The organism is Catenibacterium sp. CAG:290, from assembly GCF_000437715.1.
Lineage (GTDB): Bacteria > Bacillota_I > Bacilli_A > Erysipelotrichales > Coprobacillaceae > Catenibacterium > Catenibacterium mitsuoka_A.
This window is the reverse complement of record NZ_FR898770.1, coordinates 22,237-42,995: the sequence shown is the minus strand read 5'-3', so window position 1 is coordinate 42,995 and position 20,759 is coordinate 22,237. Positions and strand designations below refer to the sequence as shown.

Below are 20,759 nucleotides of genomic sequence, written 5' to 3'. Positions count from 1 at the left end.
AAAAGATTCAGTAGAAATTACTGAATCTTTGTACATGTAATACTTTCAATGACTGGCTGGTTCTTTTTAGAAACAGTTCCATTGCTGTCTTCTGTTTTGACATCATCACAGATCTTATCAACAATATCCATACCTGAATAAGCACATCCAAAGGCTGCATATTGACCATCTAATGAAGGTGCATCTTCATGCATAATAAAAAACTGACTGCTCGCACTATCATATGACTGACTTCTCGCCATTGAAATAACACCTCTTGTATGCTTTAAAGGATTATCAACACCATTAGCTGAGAATTCACCTTTAATTGTCTGTTTAGATCCTCCAGTACCATCACCATTAGGGTCACCACCCTGAATCATGAATCCTTTAATAATACGATGGAATGTTAACCCATTATAGAAACCTTTATTTGCAAGACCTACAAAGTTGCTCACTGTAATAGGTGCAGTATTCGCATCTAACTTCAATTTAATTGAACCATAGTTCTTTACTTTGATTTCACAATCATAATAGCCTGTTAATAAATCCTTTAGTCCAGATACTTTAACCTTCTTAGTCGGATTCTTAATAGTCAATCCTAAATCTTTTGCCTTAGATTTAGAATATTTCGCTTTAATAGTAATTTCATCACCATTAGAAAGAGCACCATTTGTTCCATTCTCTAAAGTATATTCTATATCAGCTACAAAGTCTCTAATGTCTGAATTCGTTTTATCGTACTTTGTATTATTATCGATATAAACTTCTCCTTTTCCATTAAACCCTTTAATTGATACTTTAATATGACTCGTTAAATCAATAGTACCTCCTGGCTTAGAAGAACATCCAATAAGAGTAGAACCTATAGCCAAAGCAAGAATTATACGTATTAACTTCTTCATCTTTTAAACCTCCATCATTTATTATAATTGAAAGCGCATTAATTGCCAACAAAAAAGTCCTCTATTTCAGGGCATAGAGGACAATTGAAATGGACAACGAGAATGTAGAACTCATATACATGAGGGAAAATCATATAGTTATAATCCACTTCAAAAAGATTATATACCTAAATATTTATATTCTTTATATTTTGCTTTAAACAACACCGTTTGTACCTTAAAAAGACAAAAATGGGTTATTTTTCTTTTCAAAAGAGAGAGTTGACTCTGGTCCATGACCAGGATAAACGTATGCATCTAAGTCAAGATTCTTTATACGAGATAAAGATTTTAGTAAAGAGAACTTATCTCCTGTTGGAAAATCTACTCTTCCACAGCCACCTTTAAATAATGTATCACCTGTAAATAACGCATCCTCTTTTGCATAATAATAAAGACAGCTTCCTTTTGCATGCCCAGGTGTTTTATAAATTCCAAAGTACATTTCACCCAATGTAATGCTGTCTTCGATGGCTATTACATCATCTACAATATACTTTTCTCCGCCAAGCATCACTGATAGATTCTCATCCCAGTCAAGCATCATATCTTTTGCATCTTCTGTTGCATAGACATTTGTATGATAATAATCTCTTAATTCATTTACTGCGCCAATATGATCATAATGGCCATGTGTAATAAGAATTCCTTTAACATCTAACTGTGCTGTTTCTTCAATAATACGCTTTGATTCATCTCCAGGATCAATAATAACACAATTCGAACCATAACTCACAATATAACAATTCTCTTGAATAGGACCTACTACTATTCTTTTTATCATACAATTACCTCCCTGTATAAAAAAAATAAGCCTTGAGGCTTATTTCTTTTCCTTATGAACAGTTTTCTTGTTACATCTTGGACAATATTTTTTAAATTCAACCCTTTCAGGATGACTCTTTTTATTCTTTGTGTTGATATAGTTTTCTTCACCACATTCTGTACACTTTAAGATAATATTATCTCTCATGAATATTACACCTCCAAATAAGTTTGCTTCAATATAATATCATATAAATTCATAAATTACTAGTTCTTTTTTTAATTATTATAGCCATATTTTTCAAAATAAAGACTAAATGCTTTTTTCGCAATACTTGGCGCATCATTTGCACCCTTTAATCTTTCTTCAAGAACAGCTACTACAACCTGTGGATCCTTACTAGGACCATATGATATAAACAAATGGTTAGGATGATCGACATTACCTGTATGCGTATAGTCTTCTGCAGTACCTGATTTACCAGAAATATCATACTGGAACCCAGCAAAAGAACCTGCAGCTGTACCATAAGTAGCTACGGCTTTCATACCAGCCTGAATCTGATTAAATGCATCTTCATTACCTTCTGAGACATCATCCATAATATGCTTCTTATGCGTATTAAGAGTCACAATATTGCCAGAAGTATCTGTCTTATAAGAACTCTTATAAAGATGTGGCTGCACTTTGACACCTTTATTTGCTAGAGTAGACGCATATACAGCAAGCTGTAATGGTGTATATGTATCATACTGACCAATAGAGAAGTCAAGAAGCTTACCAGCAGTATCTTCTTCTACACGAGGACCAGTTGCTGCTTCGTAAGGTAAATCAATACCAGTCTTAACACCTAAACCTAATTCTCCTGCTGCATTTCTTAATTTAGCAAAGGCACTCTTATCGATATGAATTGGTTTATCATACTGATAATGACCACCAGCAAGCTTGATGATAATCTTCATCATATAAATATTAGAAGAATAAGCCAATGCCTGTACTTCATTGATATTACCAAAACCACTCTTATTCCAAGAATGCTTAGCTTTAGTACCAGCAATCTTTAAACCTTCAGATGTATCTGCTTCATAATGGTTAGCTTTAATAATGTTATTCTTGAAGCAGGCATAAATAACAGCCCCCTTCATAGTAGAACCAATACGATAAGCACCTGTATAAGTAAGATAAGTCGCATCCTTCATCTCATAAGGTGTCTTCTCCTTATTGTATTCCTTACCAACTAACGCAATAATATCACCTGTTTTAGGTTCCATCACTATACAATAGATATGCTGCTGATATCTTTCTGCTGTATGACTATAAAGACACTGTTCTACCATCTGAGTCAATTGTGACTGAATATCCCAGTCAATCGTTAACTGAATATTCTCACCACTGCTACCCTGTTTCTTTGTTTTGACGATTGGTGTTCCATCACTCGCATACTTTAAAGTCATCACTGACTTATTACCACTTAAGATATCTTCATACTGTCTTTCAAGTCCTGAAGTCCCTACACGTGAATCATTACTATAATCTAATGCAAGAAGCTCGTCCTTTAATGTAGCAGGTAACCCCTGTTTCTTAGTTGTGACCTTTCCTAGTGTACTCTTTAAAGTAGACTCATCAGTATAAGCACGTTTCCAGTCACTTGTAACCTGAATACCTCTTAATAAGTCATTGTTTTCACCAATAACACTTGCTTCTTGATAACTAATATTTTCAAGAAGCACTGCTGAGCCACTCTTACAATTCTTAATCGTATAATAAAGCTTATAATAACGTACATCATCATCACTTAAATGCTTCTTTAATACACTATCTGTGATTCGTTTAAGTTGTAAATTATAATATTCAGTATCTCCATCATCATTTGCTGCAAGAGCTTTCTCCTCTGCCTCTGACACAAGAGATTTTGCAAACTTCTTATCCTTCATGATCAGATAGTCTTTCTTTTCTCTCTCAGTAACGCTAGAAATATCAATATTACAATTCTTAGTCAAGAAATTAACCATTGATTTGATTTCATCATCCTTAATTCCTTTGACTGCATAATAAGTTGCACATACTACATTCTCATTATATACAAGCTTATTATAGTTTCTATCTACTATTTCACCACGTAATGCATCGACTTCAAATGTATTTGTACTATATTGTTCTAGCTTTGCTGAATAAAAGTCAGACTTATTGACCTGCATATAAAAAAGTCTTAATGCAAAAATGCTTGCTATCACAATAACGACGCCAATAATAATATAGAAACGACGTGCAACTACATTATCTAATTGATTACGTTCCTGTTCCTGGGCTTCTTTTCGCCCAATAAACTTTATCGGTCTATTACTAAACAATCAAATCCCACCTTTTTTCTCTCATATTATATATGTATATTCTTTTTATTTCAATTAATTAGAGAAAATCAAATGTGTGAAAAAATAAAGAAAGGCAGAAATAACTCTGCCTATTCATCATCCACAGATAAAATAGCCATGAATGCCTCTTGTGGAATTTCTACACTTCCTACAGCCTTCATACGCTTTTTACCTTCTTTCTGTTTTTCAAGAAGTTTCTTCTTACGTGAAATATCCCCACCATAACACTTTGCAAGGACATTCTTTCTAATTGCCTTAATATTAGTACGAGCAATAACACGTCCCTGAATAGCTGCCTGAACCGGAATCTCGAATTGCTGTCTTGGAATAATAGTCTTTAATTTCTCACAGATGATTCTTCCTCGATCATACGCAAAATCTTTATGAACAATAGAAGATAATGCATCGACTACTTCCCCATTTAAAAGAATATCCATCTTTGTTAAATTACTTGCACGATAGCCATGTAATTCATAATCAAATGAAGCATAGCCACGAGTACATGATTTTAATTTATCAAAGAAATCATAAACAATTTCTGATAGTGGAATATAATAAATAACATTTCTTCTTGTATCATCAAGATATTCAATATCTACATATTCTCCACGCTTGTTCTGACATAATTCCATAATAGGACCAATAAATTCATCAGGTGTCATAATTGCTGCGCGTACATAAGGTTCTTCAATACGTGTAATTGTTGTTGGATCTGGCAATAAAGCTGGGTTATCTATTTCAATCATAGAACCATCACTTAAATAAACGTTATAGATTACAGATGGTGCTGTCGCAATTAAATCAAGACCAAATTCTCTTTCTAGTCTTTCTTCAATAACATCCATATGTAGTAATCCAAGGAATCCACAACGGAAACCAAATCCTAAAGCCTGAGATGTTTCAGGTTCATAAACAAGTGAAGAGTCACTTAATGCAATCTTTTCAAGTGCTTCACGTAAATCTTTATATTTAACATTATCAATAGGATAAAGACCACAATAAACCATTGGGTTCATACGTCTATAACCAGGTAACGGCTCTGATGCTTTGTTTTCTAAAGTAGTAACTGTATCACCTACATGAACATCAGATATAGACTTGATACTTGCTGCAATCCATCCTACTTCGCCTGTTACTAGTTCATCCTTTTTCACTTCACGAGGCGTATGCACACCGCATTCTACAACTTCGTAATCAGCATCGCTTGCCATAAAATGAATGTGATCCCCTACTCTAATCTTACCTTCCTTAACGCATACAAGAATAATAACACCTCTATACGCATCATAGAAAGAGTCAAAGATTAAAGCCTGTGTAGGGTTATTAATATCACCACTAGGTGCAGGAATCTTAGTTACAACCTCTTCTAGTACCTGGTCAACATTTAAGCCTGTCTTAGCTGAAATACGAGGTGCATCATCTGCAGGAAGACCAATTAAATCTTCTACTTCTTCTGCAACCCTATCAGGATCTGCACTAGGAAGATCAATTTTATTAATAACAGGAAGAATCTCTAAATTATTATCTAATGCAAGATAAACATTCGCAAGAGTCTGTGCTTCTACACCCTGAGCCGCATCTACTACAAGAATAGCTCCTTCGCAGGCTGCAAGGGAACGTGATACTTCATAAGAGAAATCAACATGGCCCGGTGTATCAATAAGATGCAAAAGATAAGTCTTACCATCTTTTGCAGTATATGAAAGAGATACTGCATTTAATTTGATTGTAATACCACGTTCTCTTTCAAGTTCCATATCATCAAGTAACTGATCCTTCATATCACGATCAGCTACTGTGCCAGTTAATTGTAAAATTCTATCGGCAAGGGTACTCTTACCATGGTCAATATGTGCGATAATTGAAAAGTTTCTAATAAGTGACTGATCAACCATAAATAAACCTCCTTATTTCTACATAGTCAGCGGTTTCTGAAGTTCTTTGAGCTTCTCATCAAGAACCTCGAAAGACTCTGCACGTACAGACATGACACGATATCCTTGATAATCGGGCTTGTCTTCAAGATCATTCAATCTTCCTTTTACTGCAATGACACTGCCAACATGACATGTATCATTAATCATTTCCGCTAAACCTCTCCACAAGATAATAGGAACCAAATCATAATCCCTACATCCTTTCACTTCATCAAAAGGACGATAAACCATAATATGGATCAAAGCATCCTTTCGATAATTATTAATAATTTCATAATCAGGCATCTGAGCAAGTCTACCCACAAGAAATACTTGATTATACATATAAAAATCACCTCCTCCAAAAGACTAGTTTTAAGAAGAAGGTGAATACGGGTTAAATAAAATTATTTCTTATTTACAAAAGCGATCGCAATGCCACCATCATGTGCAATAGAAATGTCTGCATCCTCATCATTGAGATAAGGACTTCCGTCTTCATGATTCAAAATGACAATATCATGAAATGAAATACCACCAATACCTAGGTGATTTGCTTTCAGATAAGCTTCCTTGGCTGCAAAACGACCACCTAGATACTCTCTCTTACGCTTTTTGGTAGGGAATGATTGAAATATCTCATATTCTGCATCTGACAAAATATGACGGACAAATCTTTCATTCTCAATATCTAAGCGAGAAAGCTCAACGATATCAACACCAATCCCCATTAATCTTCAAACTTCTTTTCATAAAGATTCATGAGTTCATCATAGCTCATATCATCATTGATTTCTTCAATCAAAGGATCTTCATTCTCCATGTCATGTTTGAACTTACCAGTTCTCTCTTCAACAATTTTGAGGTCTTCTTGTGATTCAAGTGTTAAAGTAGATAAATTCTTCAAGCGGTTTTCTACAGAATCAATCACTTCACTGCTTTCCTTCTTGAGTACTTTCTCTACCTTCTTTGCCTTTTTCACAACAGGCTTTTCTTCCTCAATTCCTTGAGCGCCATAAAAAGGACTTAATACCGGTACCACATCATCCTCACGTCTTTTTATTTTTTTCTTAACTGCTGGCTTTTTTTGTGGCACAGGGTTATTAGATTCCTGCACTCCGTTCATTGGAGAGATGATCTGACTCATGACATATTCTTGCTTTTTAGGCTTTTTAGGTTCTTCTTTTTTCTTTACTACAGGAACCTTTACTTCGACTTTTTGTTCTTCAACTTTTTTTTCTTCGTTATAAATCATAGGTTCACTGAACTTTTCTTTACGACGCTGTTCAATCACAGGATCCACATGTGGTGGCTCCTCTTTCTTTACAGTATCTTCAAAATCCATATCTTTACCCATAATCCAATCTGTAATTTTCATATTCAACCCACACTTTCTTTTTTAAATTGAATCAATGAAAGACTGAACTTCCTCCTCTGTCTTTCTTAATTTCGATACCAATCGTCCTAGTTCCTGTCCCTTATCATATGCGATAAAAGAAGGAATACCTAAGATATTTAATTCAATACATAAATCAAGCATATCGTCACGATTCACATAATAGAATTGATATGCTGGATTGTTTTCAACAACATGTTCTATATAGGTTTTCATATAAAGACAATCTGGACACCAATCTGTAGAAAATACGATAATACATTTATTCTGGATAGCTTCTTTAAACTCTTCTAAAGAATGCAATTGAATGAGCTTATCCATTCATATCACCAAAATCAATATCGATTCTATAAATAGTGCCAAATGGTGAGAACTTCTTTTCATATTCAGTCATCACATTATCTTCATATCCTTCACTATGATGAAGATCTAAACATATATCATGGAAACGTGCTCCATAATTATTCATAGAAACAAGTGAGAATTCAAAGAACGGGCGGTTATCTGTCTTAAAAATCAAATGACCTTCATTCTTTAAAATACTCTTATAAACATCCAAGAATGAAGAATAAGTCAATCTTCTCTTTGAATGTCTCTTTTTAGGCCAAGGATCACTGAAGTTTAAATAAACTGTATCAATCTCACCTTCCGCAAATACTTCACCTAAAACTGCAGCATCTTCCTTCATAAAGCGAAGATTTGGTAAAGTTTCCATTTCTAAAAATTTCTTTACCGCAATAGTTAGAACTGTTGAATATTTTTCAATACCAATAAAGTTGATATTTGGATTCCTTCTCGCATTTTCGATAATGAAATCACCTTTTCCCATTCCGATTTCAATCGCAATAGGATTGTTATTTCCGAATACCTCATGCCACTTACCTAAGTGGTCACGTGGATCAATAAAAACTAAATCTGCATGCTCTTGTAAAAAAGGCATCGCATCAGGATTATTTCTTAATCTCATAAAACCTCCATATCATTGTTATTATATCATAAAACGTTATAGTATGCTATTAATTTCCTCATCTGTAAGTGGTCTGTAATGACCTAATTTAAGACTCTCATCAAGTTTAAGTTCTCCCATGCTGATACGCTTCAAATAAACAACCTCTTTACCACACGCTTGAAACATTCTTTTAACCTGATGAAACTTGCCTTCATAAATAGTCACTTCACACTCACTAATTTCATCGCTCTTAATAATATTCAAAAAAGCTGGCATACACGTGAAATCTTCTAAAGGAATACCTTTAGTAATTGCATTGATATCACCTATTCCAAGTCTTCCCTTCACTTTAACATAATAAGTTTTAGGAACATGTGTTCTAGGAGAAAGAAGACGATGTGCTAGCTGCCCATCATTAGTGATAAGCAAGAGACCTTCTGTATCTACATCAAGTCTTCCTACTGGGAATAGTCCAGGATGGTATTCTTTAATCAAATCAATAACCGTAGGATAAAGATTATCTTCTGTTGCACTCACATAACCATCTGGCTTATTCAACATATAATAAACATACTTTGAATAAACAATCTTTTCACCATCTACATAAATCTCATCTTTTTCAGGATCAACATGAGCTCCTGATGATTTAATCTTCTTACCATTAAAAACAACAACTCCATCCTTTAAAAGCTGCTTCACATCTTTTCTTGAGCCATATCCACAATGTGCTAATAATTTATCAATTCTCATTCTTCACCTCAAAACAATAACTATAACTTTCATCAGAATCTGATTCATTTTGATCATAATGAACATAAACCTTAAGCGTATCTTTCTTCTTTACTCTTCCTGACAAAGAAATACCCTTATAAATATTCTTCTTTTTATCAACGACTCCAGGAACCATAGAATAAGTTTCCTTATCAAAATATCCAATTGTCGGCTGATAATCATCTAAACATGATGAACTATATGAAATAGCCTTAATATTGTACATGTTCTCTTTTGGTTCATCAATGACTAATTCATATCGATATCCTTCATTTATTTTCGTATAATACAATTTTATATTCATTTTATCAGAAATATTATCAAATTCCTTAGTTTTTTTGATATATAACAAATCTTCTTTGTATTTTTTTAATACACTATCTGAAATATCTGAATCTTTTGTCTTTGTTCCACATGCCGTCATAAATAAACAAAGCAAAACCACCAACAACTTATTCATACGAACTGCCTCCTATTTAAAAATTATAACATTCTCATCTATAAAACGTAAATACAATGTTAAAAAAAGAAGACAATTTCTTGTCTTCTTACTGGAAAATTTCAACAGCAAATTCGCAATTAAATGTTTCACCCTTATTAAGTGCCACAGCACTTTCCTTATCTTTGAAATCTCCTTCAAAGTCAACATAATCAGTATGTCCAACCCAAGGTTCAATGGCAAGTAAACCACCCACATGCTTGCTTGTCCAAAGTCCTAAATGATCAAAGCCCTTCATGTAGAAGTTCAAACTCTTATTATTAGTAAGTGACTTTAATGAAACATAGCGAGATTTAAAATGAGGCACTACAACTGCATCATTATCAAACATAGCCTGACGTACAAAGAAATGACGTTCATTATCAAATAAACGTTTTGTTTCATGAGACATACCTTTTCTTTCTACATCAATAATTTTCTGATCTACCGTTTCATTCTGTTCAAATTCAATATAATAATCATTCGCATCTTCACCTTCAATAAATGGGCAGGCAAATGCTGGATGACCACCAATCTGGAAATAGATTACATCTTCATTATGATTTTCTACTCTAAATTCAGCTTTTAATTTATTGTCTACTAATGTATAAGTCACATATAAATCAAATTCATAAGGATACATTTTCTTGATTTCATCACTAGAAGATAAATGGAACACTACATGTGTATCATCATGTTCATATACTTCGTATTCAGTATTTCTAGAGAAACCATGCTGATTCATATGATATTCCTTGCCATCAATACGACATGTTCCATTCTTTAATGCACCTACAATTGGAAAAAGTACAGGCGCACTATGTCCCCATAAACAAGGATCCTGCTTCCACATATAGTTGAGGCCATCCTGCATCCCAATAAGCTTTGAGATTTCAGCACCTTTAGGATCAAATTGTGCTTCTAAATAATCATTTTTAATTGTAATCATGTCTACCCTCCAATTTTAGTTTCACCATTTAAAATGACTCTCTTAATATCAATTTCATCATCAATAAGAATCATATCAGCTACGCATCCTTCTTTAATACGTCCATAATCCTTTAAACCTAGATGATCTGCAGGATTCTTAGTCGCATAACCAATAGCTTCATATAATGGCAAATCAAGATGTTTATAAGCATTTCTTACACACTGATTAAGGTTTGCAGTAGAACCAGCAAGATTGCCTGACTTCAAGCGTGCCTGACCATCCTTTACATAAACCTTCTGATTACCTAATTCATAAGTGCCATCTGGAAGCATAGCAGCCTCTAATGAATCCGTAATTAAAATTAATTTATCTGCACCTTTCATCTTAGATAAAATCTTAGCTGCTGGGAATGATACATGAATACCATCAAGAATAAGTTCTGCATATACTTCATCATGAAGCATTACAGCACCTACAACACCTGGCTCTCTATGTTTTAAAGGAGTCATCGCATTATAAGTATGAGTACCTGAAGTCGCACCTGCTTCAATAGCTTTCACTGCTTCTTCATAAGTCGCATCAGTATGTCCCATAGAAACAACAACGTTCTGTTCTCTTAAATAGTTAATTAGATCTACTGCACCTTCAATTTCAGGTGCTAAAGAAAGCTTCTTTACAAAATCAGGATGATCACCTGCAAAAGATAAGTAGTTTTCTACAGTAGGTGCAATCATACATTCTTCTGGCTGAGCACCTTTATATTTCACACTAAAGAAAGGTCCTTCTAGGTGCATACCTAAGATTTTAGCACCTTCTACCTTATCCTTATTATCATAGCCTGCTGCAATAGCCTTTTTAATATCTTCAGCTGGCATAGTCATAGTTGTAGGTAAAAAGCTCGTTACACCTGTCTTTAATTCTGATACAGAAATATTATTTAAATCTTTAAAAGTTGCATACATTGTATCGCTACCATTACGTCCATGAGTATGCACATCAATCATACCAGGCGCAACATATAAGCCCTTTGCATCTATTACTGTTTCATCAGTAGGTACACGGTTACTGACTTCTCTAATCTTTCCATTTTCAAAAAATACATTTAATTCTTTAATTGAATCTTCTAAAATCACTTTACCATTTATAATAACGTTTTTCATATTGAAATCCTCCTTTCTCTATTATAGCACATATTTATCGTATAATGAAATTATACGAATTTTTATACGTATATATTTTGTCTTTAATGTAAAAAAAGAGCCTCTTGATAGAGACTCTTAGTGTAAGTTCTTAATTAATTCTTCAATACGATTACCATATTCTAATGATTCGTCTACCTTGAAGATTAATTCAGGACATTTTCTGATTTTTAATCTTCTAGCAAGCTGTGAACGGATAAAACCTTTACATCTTTCTAATGCCTGAAGACCTTTACCCTGATTCTTCATGAATGTCACATAAACTTTTGCGACAGACATATCGTTTGTACAGCTTACTGAAGTAACAGTACACATACGTAAAGCTGGATCTTTTACTTCATCACGAAGAATTAATGATAATTCCTTCATGATATAATGATTCATTTTATCAACTTTTAATGAAGCCATAAATTAACCTTCAACTTCCTGCATAACATATCCTTCAACGATGTCGCCTTCTTTGATATCGTTATAGTTTTCGATAGTTAAACCACATTCATAGCCCTGATTAACTTCCTTCGCATCATCCTTGAAACGCTTTAATGAAGCAAGCTTACCTTCATAAACAATGATACCTTCACGAATTAATCTGACACCACAATCTCTCTTAATAGAACCATCTGTTACATAACATCCCGCAATGTTACCAATCTTAGAAACTTTATAAATATGTCTTATTTCAGCCTGACCAGTAACAACTTCTTCCATTTCAGGAGCAAGCATACCCTTCATGGCTGCTTCAATTTCTTCAACCATCTTATAGATTACCTGGTGTAAACGGATTTCTACACCTTCTTCATCTGCTTTACGACGTACATTAGCATCTGGTCTTACATTGAAACCATAAATGATTGCCTTAGAAGCACTTGCAAGAAGGATATCAGATTCAGAAATAGCACCAACAGTAGAACGGATAACGTTCACTCTTGCACCTTCTACATCAATCTTTTCTAATGAACTCTTAACTGCTTCTGCAGTACCATTTACATCAGCTTTAACAATGATATTTAAGTCAACGACTTCACCAGACTTCATCTGAGAGAATAAGTCATCAAGACTCATTGCTGAAGTAGAGTTTCTTTCTTCTTCAATCTTCTTCTGAGCACGTTCTTCACCAACATGTCTCGCTTCTTTTTCAGTTTCAAATACCATGAACTTATCACCTGCTTCAGGTACATCATTTAAACCAGTGATTTCTACTGGAGTTGCAGGACCAGCAGATTTAATTTCACGTCCACGATCATCAACTAACTGTCTAACACGACCATAAGTCGCACCAACAACAATTGGGTTACCACTTCTTAAAGTACCATTCTGAATTAATAAAGTCGCAACTGGTCCTCTACCCTTATCAAGACGGCCTTCGATAACACTACCATAAGCCATACGCTTTGGATTTGCTTTTAATTCAGCAAGTTCAGCTACAACTGTAACTGTTTCTAATAATTCATCGATACCAATACCCTGTTTAGCTGAAATGTTTACATAAGGAACATCTCCACCCCATTCTTCAGGCATAAGTCCAAGTTCAGATACTTCAGTCATAATACGCTGAGGATCAGCACCTGGTTTATCAATCTTATTAATAGCTACAATAATAGGTACATTTGCAGCTAAAGCATGGTCTACTGCTTCTCTAGTCTGAGGCATAACACCATCATCAGCAGCAACTACAATAATAACAATATCAGTAATCATTGCACCACGTGCACGCATTGCAGTAAATGCTTCATGACCTGGTGTATCAAGGAAAGTAATCTTCTTACCTTTTACTGATACCTGATAGGCACCGATATGCTGTGTAATACCACCAAATTCACCTTCAGCAACTCTTGACTTTCTAATATGGTCAAGCAATGTTGTCTTACCATGGTCAACGTGACCCATGATAGTAATAACTGGAGGTCTTGGCTCTAAATCTTTAGGATCATCAACAACTTCTAAATCTTCAAAGTTTACTTCACTTACAGGAACAACCTTTTTACATTCAAGACCATATTCCATACAAATAAGTTCAACCTGTTCATCATTTAATGATGAGTTGATTGTCACCATTGTACCTAACATGAATAAAACCTTGATAACATTTGCTGGTGTCTGACCAATCTTTTGAGAAAGTTCATCAACAGTGATGCCTTCTTCATATTCAACAACACCATCTACAACAGCTTTTTCTTCTTTCTTGCTAGGAAAGTTTGAGATCATTTTCTTCTTGTCATTCCCTTTGTTTTTTATGTTTTTCTTCTTTTTTGCCATAAATTACCCTCCTAACTTAGATTTTATACTTTTCGCAAAACCAGCATCAAGTACCGCAATTGCCATTCTATTGATTTTACCAACAGAATTAGAGAGCTCTTCACTTGTGCCAGCAACATAATAATCTACATGATAATATGTACACTTATCAATATATTTCTTCTTCGTATTGTCACTTGCATCACTTGCAATAAAGACAAGATGAGCCTGCTGTGACTGGACAGCCTTTAAAGCACTCTCTCCAGTCGCAAGCTTTCTTGCACGCATCGCAAGACCTAATAAAGAAGCCACCTGCTTATTAAGCATAAGTCTTAAGCTCCTCATAGATTTCTTCAGGAATTTCAGTATCAAGAACTCTATTTAAAATCTTTTTCTTTTTTGCAAGTTCAATTGCATCCAAGGAACGTTTTAAATAAGCTCCACGACCGTTCTTTTTACCTGTTGGATCGACAGAAACTTCTCCTTCTTTATTTTTCACAATACGAATAAGTTCTTTCTTTGGCAGCTGTTCACCAGTTGCCACACACTTTCTTAAAGGCACTTTCTTCATAAAAGATCACCTCTAGTCTTCATAATATTCATCATACTGATCATAATCAATATCTTCATCATATTTAGGATCATGATCTGGTTCTTCTGAATCATCTTCATCATCAAATGATTCATCATCACCGAAGTCTTCTTCTACCTTATCTTCTTCATTTTCATCTTCATCTAGAGTTAAAATGATAGATTCTTTTTCATCATCTGCTTCATGTTCTTCCATAGATTTCTTCATCTTTTCAAGAAGTTCCATATCTACTTCAGGTGCATCTAAATCAATACCTTCTTCTAAGATTTCAGATACTGATTTAATATCAATCTTCCAGTTTGTTAATTTAACTGCAAGTCTTGCATTTTGACCACGCTTACCAATAGCAAGAGATAACTGATCATCAGGTACAACAACTAAAGCACTGTTCTTAGAATGATTTAATTTCACTCTTTCAACCTTAGCTGGAGAAAGAGCATGAGAAATGAATGTTACAGGATCTTCAGACCATTCAATAATATCAATCATTTCACCATTTAATTCTTCAACAACATTTCTAACACGATTTCCCTTTGGACCAACACATGCACCAATAGGATCAATATCAGGATTTGCTGTATAGACAGCAATCTTAGAACGTTCACCTGCTTCTCTAGATACTGATTTGATTTCAACAGTTCCCTCGAAGATTTCAGGAACTTCCATTTCAAATAAACGCTTTACTAATCCTTCATGAGTACGAGATACGCTGATATGAGTACCTTTAGTAGTACGTTCTACTTCACTCACATAAACCTTAACATGTTCACCTTCAACTAGAGTTTCACCAGGAATCTGGTCTTTAGATGAAAGAAGTGCACCTGTCTTACCAATGTTGATGATTGCGAATCTTTCTTCTACACGATCAACAGTACCATTGATGATTTCATCAAGTTTATTGATATATTCATTATATAAAGCTTCTTTTTCAGCTTCTCTGATTTTCTGTCTTAATAACTGTTTAGTTTGAATTGCAGCTAAACGACCAAATTCAGAAATATCAGCTTCTTCAACAACTTCATCTCCAACCTGATATTTTGGATCAATTTCCTGTGCTTCTTCAATAGAATATTCAAAATCTTCATCATTTACATCATCTACAACATAATGAGTTGTAAAAATTCTGATTTTTCCATCATCATCAATCTTACAATCAACGATTGATTCTGCCCCACTATAGTTTTTCTTATATGACTTAGCAAGTGCTTCAGTCAATGCTTCAATTACAATAGCACTATCTAGCCCTTTATCTTCAATAAGATTTTCAAGAGCTGATTTATAACCTTTATCCTTTTTCGCCACGTTTTTTACCTCCTAGAACTTTACAGCGAGTCTGATGAATTTAATATCATCATAGTTTATAGTCATTTTCTTTCTTACAGCTTTCACCATATACTGGATCAATAATTCCTGGCCATCAATAGAGGCTAATGTTCCTTCTAGAGAATCAATTCCATTCTTTGGATTCTTCAAATCAATATGAACATATGAGCCAACGTGAGCTTCTACCTGCTCAAAAGTCTTTAATGGCTTTTCAATTCCTGGAGAAGATACTTCAAGATAATACTCGTCCTTGATTAAATCAAGTTCATCTAACTTTTCACTCACAGCTTCACTGACTGCAACGCAAGTATCCATGTCAAGATTTCCATCATTCTTTTCAATGAAGACACGTAAATACCATTCTCCTTTTTCCTTTACATATTCCATTGAATCAAGATGGCATTCAAATGAAGCAATAATAGGCAATAAGCCTTCTTTAATTTTCTCTAGCATAGAACCTCCTATTCAATAAATAACGAGAGGGTCTCCCCTCTCGTCTTTTGCTAAATCGAGTATAGCACAGTTAAATGTATAAGTCAAATAATGTTGAAAAACACGTAAAAAAACTATAAATCAAAAATTGTAAGCTGATCACTTTCAGAAAAACCATTTAAAACACCCATCTTCTGCAGTGTCTCAATATGTGTTCCTGAAAGACGTGTTCTCTTTTTAATGTCTTCAATAGAAGTAAAAGGTCTCTCCTTTCTTGCTTCTACTACTGAGTCACCAACGGCATCACCTAATCCATCAATAGAAGTAAAAGGAGGAATAATAGCTGTTGGATCATCCGGATGACAAATAAACTTTCTAGAATCAGATTGATCAAGAGAAATCTTACTAAACTTTAGACCTCTTTCAAACATTTCTAAAGCAACCTCAAACACAGTAATCAAACCTTCTTCTTTATTAGATGCTTTATGTTCAGCCTTTAACTTTAAACATTCCTGATATTTATCATATACTGCTTCTTTTCCAGCAATGAGCGTTTCAATATCATAGAAATCACATCTAGTTGTAAAGTATACAGCGTAATATTCTCTTGGATAATATAATTTCCACCAAGCTACACGTATGGCACTTAATACATAAGCGACGGCATGGGCTTTAGGGAACATGTATTTAATCTTTAAGCATGAATCAATATACCATTGTGGCACATTATGTTTCTTCATGAGTTCAACATAACCCTTTTGAGGGAATACTTTAGGTGACTTACCTTTACGTACACATTCCATGATATCAAAAGCATCCTTATTAGGAAGTCCCTTTTCAATTAAGTAAACCATGATATCATCACGACATCCGATAACCTGCTGTAATGTACAAGTACCTGACTTGATCAATGTCTCCGCATTGCCTAGATATACGTCAGTCCCATGAGACAATCCAGAGATAATAACTAATTCATTAAAGCTTTTTGGATGTGTCTGTTCAAGCATGCCACGGACAAACTTTGTACCAAATTCTGGTAACCCTAAGGCACCTGTCTTACAGTTTAAGAATGATAGATCGCAGCCTAATGCTTTAGAACTATTAAATAAGCTCATAACCTTCTGGTCATTTGTAGGAATAGACTTTGGATCAACACCTGTCATATCCTGAAGCATACGAATAACAGTAGGATCGACATGTCCTAAGATATCAAATTTTAATACGTTATCATGAATCTTATGGAAATCGAAGTGAGTTGTACGCCATTCAGCATTCACATCATCTGCAGGATACTGATAAGGTGTAAAGTCAAATACTTCCATGTCATTAGGAATAACGATAATACCACCCGGATGCTGACCGGTAGTACGTTTAACACCCGTACATCCATTAGCAAGTCTTTGTAATTCAGCACTACGGATATGATCTTCTAAACCTAGGTTTTCAGCATATGCTCTTGCATAACCATAAGCTGTCTTTTCTGCAACAGTAGAAATAGTACCGGCTCTAAAGACATGGTCTTCACCAAAGATTGTTTTAGTGTAAGCATGTGCTTTAGGCTGATATTCACCTGAGAAGTTTAAGTCGATATCTGGAACCTTATCGGCATTGAATCCTAAGAAGGTTTCAAATGGAATGTTATGTCCTTCGCCTTTCATCTTATGTCCACATACTGGACAGTTCTTATCAGGCAAATCGTAACCATCAGAAATAACTCCTTCTTCTAAGAATTCATTATGTTTACAATGAGGACATATATAATGTGGTGCAAGAGGATTTACTTCTGAAATACCAGCCATAGTGGCTACGAAAGATGAGCCAACTGATCCTCGAGATCCTACTAGGTAACCTGCTTCATTAGAAACTCTTACAAGTTCTGAAGCGATAAAATAAATAACTGAGAATCCATGCTTGATGATGTTGGATAACTCTTTTTCAAGTCTTGCTGATACAATCTCTGGTAATACTTCACCATATGTCTCATGCGCATTCTTATGACATAATTCTCTAAGTTTCTTATCTACGTTTTCAATTGAAGGTGGATATAATCCTTCTTTTGTGACAATAATATCATCACCAATCATATCTGCAATCTTATTTGTATTAGTAACAACATATTCATATGTATCTTCATCACTTAAATAAGGGAAGCATTCCAACATTTCATCTGTTGTTCTTAAATAAACATCAGGTGTTAAAGCACGAGGATTATTTCTTACAAGAAGTGGATGAGGTTTACCATTAATCTGAATCTTAGAGTTAGTAATAAATACTTCACGATATACCTTATCTCTCTTATCTAGAAAATGAACATCACCTGTCGCACAGATAAGTTTATTTTCTTCTTTCGCAATCTTAATAATACGCTTGTATATTCTTTCTATATCATCAATAGAATCATACTTACCACGATCTACCAAATACATCGCATCTTCTAAAGGCTGTATTTCTACATAATCATAGAATCGTATTTCTTCTCTTAATTCTTCTTCATCTCTTGTAGAAGCTATTTCAAAGACTTTAGAATTTAAACAGCCACTACCAAAGATTAATCCTTCACGATAGAATTCTAATTCACTTCTAGGAATACGATCACATTGATGGAAATACTTAGTATTCGCAATAGATACAAGTCTAAACATGTTCTTTAAACCTTCAGGTGTTTTCGCAAGAACACACATATGATAAGGGAAAGCATGCTTATAAGCATCTTCTATTTCGATATCATTGATTTCATCAATCGTCTTAAAACCTCTCTTAATTAAATCCTGAAGCATGACATTAAATGAATGACTTAATACTTCAGCATCATAGTCAGCACGGTGAGCCGCTTCTGTATCATAAGGAATATGATAAAAACGACAAACAGCACCTAATCGATAAGAACGCATTAATGGTATGAGACGTCTAGATAAAGGCAATGTGTCAATCCAAGGATTTTTAATATGTTCTTTTCCCATTCTCTCTAATGCCTTATCTAACATACCAATATCGAAACGACCATTATGCGCAATGAGAAGATTATCTCCAAAGAATTCCATTAATTTAGGCATGAATTCTTCAATTGTAGGCGCATTTCTAATATCTTCATTCGTAATAGATGTTAATTCAGTAATCTTCTTAGAAATAGGTTTAGGAGATTTAATAAATGTCTGTAATCTTCCAACCTCCAAACCATTTTTTATCTTTACTGCACCAATTTCAGTAATATGATCGTCTATCTGAGATAAACCTGTTGTTTCTAAGTCAAAAGAAACATAAGTTAAATCATTAAGCTTTAATCCATTCGCATTGAAAACACAATCAAAATTTGTATCAATCATGTTCATTTCAACACCATAGATCATCTTCAACTTGTCTCCTGCTGCTGCCTGTGCATCAGGGAATGACTGCACGTTGCCATGATCAGTTACTGCAATAGCACTCATACCCCATTCTGTCGCTCTTTTAATATAAGAACCAACAGTCGCAATACCATCCATAGTAGACATATTAGAGTGGCAATGTAGTTCCACACGCTTCTTTTCCGCCTTGTCAATACGTGGCTTTGGTGCTGGAATAATTTCTATTTCAGTCGCAATAATCACCTGTTCACGGGCAAAGCTATCATATTCAAAGGTACCTTTGACACGAATCCATTTACCACCTTTTTTTAATTGTTCCATTTCTTCTAATGTATTACGATTCTTATTCTCAAATCTCTTTACCATAATACTATCAGAATAATCAGTGACAAGAAGTGTCTGAATATGTTTACCACTTTTAGTCTGTGTTGTTTCTTCCTGGAAACAATACCCCTGTACAGCTACTTCACGCATTGTATTATCTAATTGACTGATCTGCGTCATGACATATTCTTTCTTATAACGTTTATAATTACCTGCTGGCTTAGAATAAGCAGGAGGTGCATCATTCATCGCTTCATTATATTTTTCAAGTGCACTTGAATCTATATGAACGCCTTTATTTTCTTCCATCTTTGCAATAGTCTGTTGATATTCATGATTATCTGCATCTACCTCAGCTCTTAAATCAATATTAATACCAAAGCCAGATAATAATGTACGCATTTCATTAAGTTGAGTCTTAATAGAATCACATTGAATATGATTAACAGTATGTAATGTCAAAATATTGTCCTTTAAATCCATATCATCTCTTGTCATACTCTGCATTTCAGGTACATTGCCTAATACATGATGCATAATATAATCACTATATTCAATGACATCTTCCTCTCTAAAATGATTAGACGTTGTTTCAAAGAGGAATTCACATGGATAAGGGAATAAATGCTGGGCTTCTTTTAAAGCCTTCACATTACTAAGAGGCATTAATTCTGGTGAACTGATATAAAAAGTATAACGGCTATCATGATGGACAACTACTTTTGTAATATCAGCCTGCGAAAACGCCTGATTTGTATCTATATGTAATTGTTGTAATAAAATACTTAGTTTATTCATAAAATCACCT

Annotated in this window: 21 protein-coding genes; all 21 read right to left on the bottom strand. The window is 34.3% G+C overall.

The window, feature by feature from the left end; translation table 11 throughout:
- Positions 1-17: 17 nt before the first annotated feature.
- The 21 genes from QVO42_RS10525 to QVO42_RS00995 all read right to left on the bottom strand — a co-directional run bounded on the left by QVO42_RS10525 (position 18) and on the right by QVO42_RS00995 (position 20,749).
- A complete protein-coding gene (locus QVO42_RS10525; RefSeq protein WP_022424351.1) occupies positions 18-884 on the bottom strand; it encodes a peptidylprolyl isomerase in 867 nt (288 codons plus the stop codon).
- Between the two features lie 217 nt (positions 885-1,101).
- Positions 1,102-1,707, bottom strand: a complete 606-nt coding sequence (locus tag QVO42_RS01090) for an MBL fold metallo-hydrolase (RefSeq protein ID WP_022424350.1) — start codon at positions 1,705-1,707, stop codon at positions 1,102-1,104.
- Between the two features lie 39 nt (positions 1,708-1,746).
- Entirely contained in the window at positions 1,747-1,896 is a 150-nt protein-coding gene (rpmG, locus tag QVO42_RS01085; RefSeq protein WP_006506678.1) for a 50S ribosomal protein L33, read from the bottom strand.
- Positions 1,897-1,967: 71 nt separating this feature from the next.
- Positions 1,968-4,040 (bottom strand): peptidoglycan D,D-transpeptidase FtsI family protein, encoded by a 2,073-nt coding sequence (locus QVO42_RS01080; protein WP_022424349.1) that lies wholly within the window; start codon positions 4,038-4,040, stop codon positions 1,968-1,970.
- A gap of 110 nt (positions 4,041-4,150) precedes the next feature.
- Positions 4,151-5,956: a translation elongation factor 4 gene (gene lepA, locus QVO42_RS01075; protein WP_022424348.1), complete on the bottom strand. Its 1,806-nt coding sequence runs from the start codon at positions 5,954-5,956 to the stop codon at positions 4,151-4,153.
- Positions 5,957-5,974: 18 nt separating this feature from the next.
- Positions 5,975-6,322 (bottom strand): single-stranded DNA-binding protein, encoded by a 348-nt coding sequence (locus QVO42_RS01070; protein ID WP_022424347.1) that lies wholly within the window; start codon positions 6,320-6,322, stop codon positions 5,975-5,977.
- 62 nt (positions 6,323-6,384) lie between these two features.
- Complete coding sequence (gene acpS / locus QVO42_RS01065; protein ID WP_022424346.1) at positions 6,385-6,708, bottom strand: holo-ACP synthase; 324 nt, start codon at positions 6,706-6,708, stop codon at positions 6,385-6,387.
- On the bottom strand, positions 6,708-7,355 hold the full coding sequence (locus QVO42_RS01060; RefSeq protein WP_022424345.1) for a hypothetical protein: 648 nt from the start codon (positions 7,353-7,355) through the stop codon (positions 6,708-6,710). Before QVO42_RS01060 ends, acpS begins: the two co-directional genes overlap by 1 nt.
- A gap of 21 nt (positions 7,356-7,376) precedes the next feature.
- Positions 7,377-7,694, bottom strand: coding sequence for a thioredoxin family protein (locus QVO42_RS01055; RefSeq protein WP_022424344.1), 318 nt, complete (start codon positions 7,692-7,694; stop codon positions 7,377-7,379).
- Positions 7,687-8,340: a tRNA (guanosine(46)-N7)-methyltransferase TrmB gene (trmB, locus tag QVO42_RS01050; RefSeq protein WP_022424343.1), complete on the bottom strand. Its 654-nt coding sequence runs from the start codon at positions 8,338-8,340 to the stop codon at positions 7,687-7,689. The genes QVO42_RS01055 and trmB overlap by 8 nt, the downstream gene beginning before the upstream one ends.
- Before the next feature lie 36 nt (positions 8,341-8,376).
- On the bottom strand, positions 8,377-9,072 hold the full coding sequence (locus QVO42_RS01045; protein WP_022424342.1) for a pseudouridine synthase: 696 nt from the start codon (positions 9,070-9,072) through the stop codon (positions 8,377-8,379).
- Complete coding sequence (locus tag QVO42_RS01040) at positions 9,062-9,553, bottom strand: hypothetical protein (RefSeq protein ID WP_022424341.1); 492 nt, start codon at positions 9,551-9,553, stop codon at positions 9,062-9,064. Before QVO42_RS01040 ends, QVO42_RS01045 begins: the two co-directional genes overlap by 11 nt.
- Before the next feature lie 88 nt (positions 9,554-9,641).
- The gene (locus tag QVO42_RS01035; RefSeq protein WP_022424340.1) at positions 9,642-10,520 is read right to left on the bottom strand and encodes an aldose 1-epimerase family protein; all 879 of its coding nucleotides are present in this window, start codon (positions 10,518-10,520) and stop codon (positions 9,642-9,644) included.
- Positions 10,521-10,522: 2 nt separating this feature from the next.
- Positions 10,523-11,662, bottom strand: coding sequence for an N-acetylglucosamine-6-phosphate deacetylase (gene nagA, locus QVO42_RS01030; protein WP_022424339.1), 1,140 nt, complete (start codon positions 11,660-11,662; stop codon positions 10,523-10,525).
- Positions 11,663-11,779: 117 nt separating this feature from the next.
- Positions 11,780-12,109 (bottom strand): 30S ribosome-binding factor RbfA, encoded by a 330-nt coding sequence (gene rbfA, locus QVO42_RS01025; protein WP_022424338.1) that lies wholly within the window; start codon positions 12,107-12,109, stop codon positions 11,780-11,782.
- A gap of 3 nt (positions 12,110-12,112) precedes the next feature.
- On the bottom strand, positions 12,113-13,957 hold the full coding sequence (gene infB / locus QVO42_RS01020) for a translation initiation factor IF-2 (RefSeq protein WP_022424337.1): 1,845 nt from the start codon (positions 13,955-13,957) through the stop codon (positions 12,113-12,115).
- A 3-nt stretch (positions 13,958-13,960) separates the two neighbouring features.
- Complete coding sequence (locus QVO42_RS01015) at positions 13,961-14,263, bottom strand: L7Ae/L30e/S12e/Gadd45 family ribosomal protein (RefSeq protein WP_022424336.1); 303 nt, start codon at positions 14,261-14,263, stop codon at positions 13,961-13,963.
- On the bottom strand, positions 14,256-14,507 hold the full coding sequence (rnpM, locus tag QVO42_RS01010; RefSeq protein WP_022424335.1) for an RNase P modulator RnpM: 252 nt from the start codon (positions 14,505-14,507) through the stop codon (positions 14,256-14,258). Before rnpM ends, QVO42_RS01015 begins: the two co-directional genes overlap by 8 nt.
- Before the next feature lie 12 nt (positions 14,508-14,519).
- On the bottom strand, positions 14,520-15,830 hold the full coding sequence (nusA, locus tag QVO42_RS01005; RefSeq protein WP_022424334.1) for a transcription termination factor NusA: 1,311 nt from the start codon (positions 15,828-15,830) through the stop codon (positions 14,520-14,522).
- Positions 15,831-15,842: 12 nt separating this feature from the next.
- On the bottom strand, positions 15,843-16,304 hold the full coding sequence (rimP, locus tag QVO42_RS01000; protein WP_022424333.1) for a ribosome maturation factor RimP: 462 nt from the start codon (positions 16,302-16,304) through the stop codon (positions 15,843-15,845).
- Between the two features lie 113 nt (positions 16,305-16,417).
- Positions 16,418-20,749 carry a PolC-type DNA polymerase III gene (locus QVO42_RS00995; RefSeq protein WP_022424332.1) on the bottom strand — a complete coding sequence of 1,444 codons (4,332 nt, stop codon included), beginning with the start codon at positions 20,747-20,749 and terminating at the stop codon, positions 16,418-16,420.
- Positions 20,750-20,759 lie beyond the last annotated feature (10 nt).